The organism is Methyloceanibacter sp. (assembly GCF_051306395.1).
Classification (GTDB): domain Bacteria; phylum Pseudomonadota; class Alphaproteobacteria; order Rhizobiales; family Methyloligellaceae; genus Methyloceanibacter.
The window spans coordinates 1-4,140 of the sequence record NZ_JBPPND010000171.1 but is presented as its reverse complement, the minus strand read 5'-3'; the positions used below and the strand labels follow the sequence as shown (position 1 = coordinate 4,140).

The 4,140-nt window shown below is 64.0% G+C and carries 5 protein-coding genes; 1 reads left to right on the top strand and 4 read right to left on the bottom strand.

The annotated features are described in order from the left end of the window. Window positions 1-32: 32 nt before the first annotated feature. Together ACSLE4_RS08830 and ACSLE4_RS08825 are read right to left on the bottom strand one after the other, a co-directional pair. A complete protein-coding gene (locus tag ACSLE4_RS08830; protein WP_435904094.1) occupies window positions 33-533 on the bottom strand; it encodes a DUF1772 domain-containing protein in 501 nt (166 codons plus the stop codon). A 27-nt stretch (window positions 534-560) separates the two neighbouring features. Then, window positions 561-1,187 (bottom strand): hypothetical protein, encoded by a 627-nt coding sequence (locus ACSLE4_RS08825; protein WP_435904093.1) that lies wholly within the window; start codon window positions 1,185-1,187, stop codon window positions 561-563. 98 nt (window positions 1,188-1,285) lie between these two features. Between ACSLE4_RS08825 and ACSLE4_RS08820 the strand changes: the two genes are divergently transcribed. Next, a complete protein-coding gene (locus ACSLE4_RS08820) occupies window positions 1,286-2,458 on the top strand; it encodes a glycoside hydrolase family 3 protein (protein WP_435904092.1) in 1,173 nt (390 codons plus the stop codon). A 3-nt stretch (window positions 2,459-2,461) separates the two neighbouring features. Here the strand turns inward: ACSLE4_RS08820 and cydB are convergent, their stop codons facing one another. Both cydB and ACSLE4_RS08810 read right to left on the bottom strand, forming a co-directional pair. Next, entirely contained in the window at window positions 2,462-3,496 is a 1,035-nt protein-coding gene (gene cydB, locus ACSLE4_RS08815) for a cytochrome d ubiquinol oxidase subunit II (protein WP_435904091.1), read from the bottom strand. Next, on the bottom strand, window positions 3,493-4,140 hold a 648-nt coding region (locus ACSLE4_RS08810), incomplete at its 5' end, for a cytochrome ubiquinol oxidase subunit I (RefSeq protein ID WP_435904090.1). The genes ACSLE4_RS08810 and cydB, both read right to left, overlap by 4 nt.

Below are 4,140 nucleotides of genomic sequence, written 5' to 3'. Positions count from 1 at the left end.
CGGCGCGCCGGAGTGCAGTTTGTCCGTGAGGATCAGCGGGCGAACGGGTTGCCCATCTCGACAAGTGCCATGATCAAGCTCGCGCAAGCGAGAAGCGCGGTGACCGTGCGGATGTGGTTCCACATGGACCACGACGCCTGGACCTGTTTCCACAGATCGCGGGCTTCTTTCGTATCGGGCGCTGCGGCGGCAAGCTGACTGTTGAGCGGCACGTTGCGCATCATGGTCACCGCGAACGCGCCCATGAGGAAGAGCAGCGCACCGGCGAGCAGATAGCAGGATCCCGGCGCGCCCCAATGCAACAGCGCGATGACCGAAAGAATAGCGCACAGCGTCGCGGTGCCGAAAAACACGATCAAAAACACGCGCTTCCTGATGGCCAGGGTGATGGCCTGCATGGCGACGATGCCGCGCTCCGCCGACAGCCCTCGAAGCGCTCTCATCAGGAAGGCGGAGAAGGCGAAGTAGCTGCCTGCGAGCAGCGCCGTGCCCAGCGCCGCGAGCATCGCGAGCACGAAAACGAACTCGTCCATCCCCCGCGTCCCCCTATTCCTTCAACACTACCACGCGGGGCTTGTGCACTTGATCCCCTTGGAGTTGGCCTTCGTGATCTTTCCGGGCATGGGCTCGGGCTTGGCCTCGCTCTCAGTCTCAGACTCAGGCTTGGGAGGTTCGGTTTCGGTCTGGATTACGGTTTCCGCCTCGGGGTTGGGTTTGGGCGGAACTTCGATCTCCCAGGCGCGGCGCACCTCGGTCCACCATTCCTTGTCCTCCGGCCCGCGCGCCTCGCCCACGAAGCGCAAAGTGAAGTCCTCGCCCTGCATGCAGGAGGTGGAGATCTCGTAGCCCTTCCACGGCTTGGAAATGATCAAGGCGTCGGTGACCACGTAGTTCTTGTTCAACAACGTGCTGGTCACCACCAGGGAGGTGCCGTCCTCGCGCTGATAGAGGCTCACATAAACAGGCGGCGAGACGAGGCCGCCGCCGAAATTGGTCCATCCGTCGATCTCGAGCTCGCCCGAATAGGACTTGCCCAGCAGGCTCTTGGCGAGGCTCTCGTCGGGGTTCTCAACCTCCGCCACGGCCTCCTCCTCGACCGGGGCCTCCGGCTCGGCGCGTGTCGGGCCAGTGACGAGCAGGCCGGTGAGGCAAGCCACCGACAAGGACTTCAAAATGGTATTGTACATGGGCTCATCCCTCGACCCGGTTGTCCGTCCCGCGTGCCTAAGTCTATTCACAATCGCGGCAAAATTCGTCCCTAAACCCGGCCCCCATGTCCCGGTCAATGTCTTCCCGATTCTCTCCTGCATTCGCGCTCAAGGCGCTGCTCACGCTGTCCCTCGCGGTCTGCGTGGCCGTGCCCGCGCCTTACGCCGCGCCCATCCCGGCAGGCTGCGGCAGCAAGCGTCTCGACCGCATGATCGGGCAGATGATCCTGGTCGGGTTCCCCGGCGACGACGAGAACGACGCCGGGGTGAAGGCCGTCCGCGCACAGCTGAACAAGGGCACGATCGGCGGCGTGGTGCTGTTTCCCGAAAACATCCACCGGCGCAAGCAGCTGAAGCACCTCATCGCCTTCCTGCGCAACGCGCACTCCAATCCGCGGCCGTTCATCGCCGTGGATCAGGAAGGCGGCAAGGTTCAGCGGCTCAATCCATGGAACGGCTTCAAATGGTTTCCGTCGGCCGCGAAAGTGGCCCGCGACCCGAGCTATGCCTCACCGGCGGCGGCCGAGCGGCTCTACGGCGAGATGGCGGCGGAGCTCGCCGATGCAGGCTTCAACATGAATCTCGGCCCCGTGGTCGATCTCAACACCAATCCGCGCAATCCGGTGATCGGCGCGCGCGGCCGGAGCTTCGGCGCGGACCCCGACGTCGTTACTTCGCTCGCCGCATCCTTCATCAAGGCGCATCGCGCGGCGAACATCGTCACCGTGGCCAAACATTTCCCGGGGCACGGGTCGAGCGCGGTGGACAGTCACAAGCGCCTGGCGGATGTCGCTAAGACTTGGCACGAGGTGGAGCTCAAGCCCTATCGCCGTCTCGCCGAGGACGGACTGCTCGATGCGGTGATGATCGGGCACCTTTATCATCCGCGCTTCAGCGATCTGGAAGAACTGCCCGCGTCGCTTTCCGCCAAGGCGCCGCGCGCGCTGCGCAACACGAACTGGCTCGACTTCGACGGCGTCATCATGAGCGACGACATGGAGATGGGGGCGGTGCGCGACGAGTTCACGCCGGAGCAGCTGGCGGTGAAGGCTGTCAAGGCCGGCACCGACATCGTCGTGTTTTCCAACGTGCAGGCAGAGGAGCCGCAGCTCGGCGTGCGGATTCATCGTGCGCTGGTGAAGGCGGTGTGCGACGGACGACTCTCGCGCAGCCGCATCACCGACGCCTATGATCGGATCATGAAACTCAAGCAGCGCCTGGAGCGAAAAGAACTGGCCGGGACGTGGTGAACGTCAGTGATACGTGTCGCTCGAGGGCGCGTCCCACAGCACATAATAAGAATAGGCCGTGTAGCCCAGAATGATGGGCAGGAGCGGGACCGCACCGTAAAGCATGAAAAGCTGTGACTTGGGCGCCGCGGCCGCCTCCCAGATCGTGATGTCCGGCGGAATGATGTAGGGGAATAGGCTGATCGCGAGCCCCGTGTAGCAGAGCATGAAAATCAGAATACCCCAAAGGAAGGGCGCATAGCGCTGGCGCTTGGCGATGCCGCGCCATAGGCCGATGACGGCGGCGGCGGTGAGCAGCGGCACGGGAGAGAACATCACCATGTTGCCAGGCGAGAACCAGCGGTCGGCGATTTCTGGATGCAGCAGCGGCGTCCACAGGCTGAACACCACGATAAAGACGGTCACCGCGATCAGCGCATAGCGCGCGATGCCATAAGCCCATTCGCGCAAGGCCTCGTCGGCCTTCATGATCAACCAGCCCGCCGAGAGCAGGACGTAGCCGGACAGCACGGCCACGGCGGTGACGACGGAGAACGGAGTCAGCCAGTCGAACGGACCGCCCGCGAACTGATTATTTTCGACGGTGAAGCCTCGTACGAAGGCGCCGATGATCACGCCTTGCATCAAGGCCGCGACGATCGAGCCGCCGGCAAAGGCGAGATCCCAACCCCAGCGATAGGTGCTCGACTTGAAACGGAACTCGAAGGCAACGCCGCGCAGGATCAGCCCCATCAGCATGAGAAAGATTGGGATGTAGAGTGCCGGCAACATGGTGGCGTAGGCGAGGGGGAAGGCGGCGAGCAGGCCGCCGCCGCCGAGCACCAGCCAGGTCTCGTTGCCGTCCCAGAACGGCGCCACGGACGCCATCATGGCGTCGCGGTCGCGGTCCGACGGGGCGATGGGAAACAGCACACCGAGACCGAGGTCGTAGCCGCCGAGCAGCACGTATAGAAACACGGCGAGCGCCAGGATCGAGGCCCACACGAGAGGCAAGAAGATCGGCAGAAGCTGCGCCATATCCAGGTTGGAGGCGATCATGGGGCACCTCCTGCGGCCATGGGCCGCCGTGAAGGATCGCCTTCGCCTTCGTCAGGCACCGGCGGTGTCTCTCCCGGTCCGCGGCGCACGAGCTGCGCAATATAGTAGATGCCGGCGCCGAAGATGATGCCGTAGACGATGACGAACAGCATAAGCGTGGTCATGACGCTGCCGCCCGGCACCGGCGATACGGCGTCCGCCGTGCGCAGCACATTGTACACGACCCAAGGTTGGCGGCCGACCTCGGCTACGAACCAGCCGGCGAGGACGGCGATGAAGCCGATGGGGAAGGACCAGGCCATTGCGCGTAAGTACCAGCGCGTGGTGTAGAGCCGGCCCATCAGCCAGAGCACAGCGCCGGTGAAACCGAGCGCGATCATGATGAAGCCGATGCCCACCATGATGCGGAAGGAGAAGAACGGGATGATGGGGTTCGGCCTGTCCTCTGGCGGAAAGGATTTCAAGCCGCGCACCTCGCCGTCCCATTCGTGAGTGAGGACGAGGCTGCCGAGTTTCGGAATGGCGATCTCGTAGAGGTTGCTCTCGGTCTTGGTGTCCGGCCAGGCAAACAGCACGAGTGGCGCGCCACGGCGCGTCTCCCAATGGGCCTCGACCGCGGCGATCTTGGCGGGCTGATACTCGCG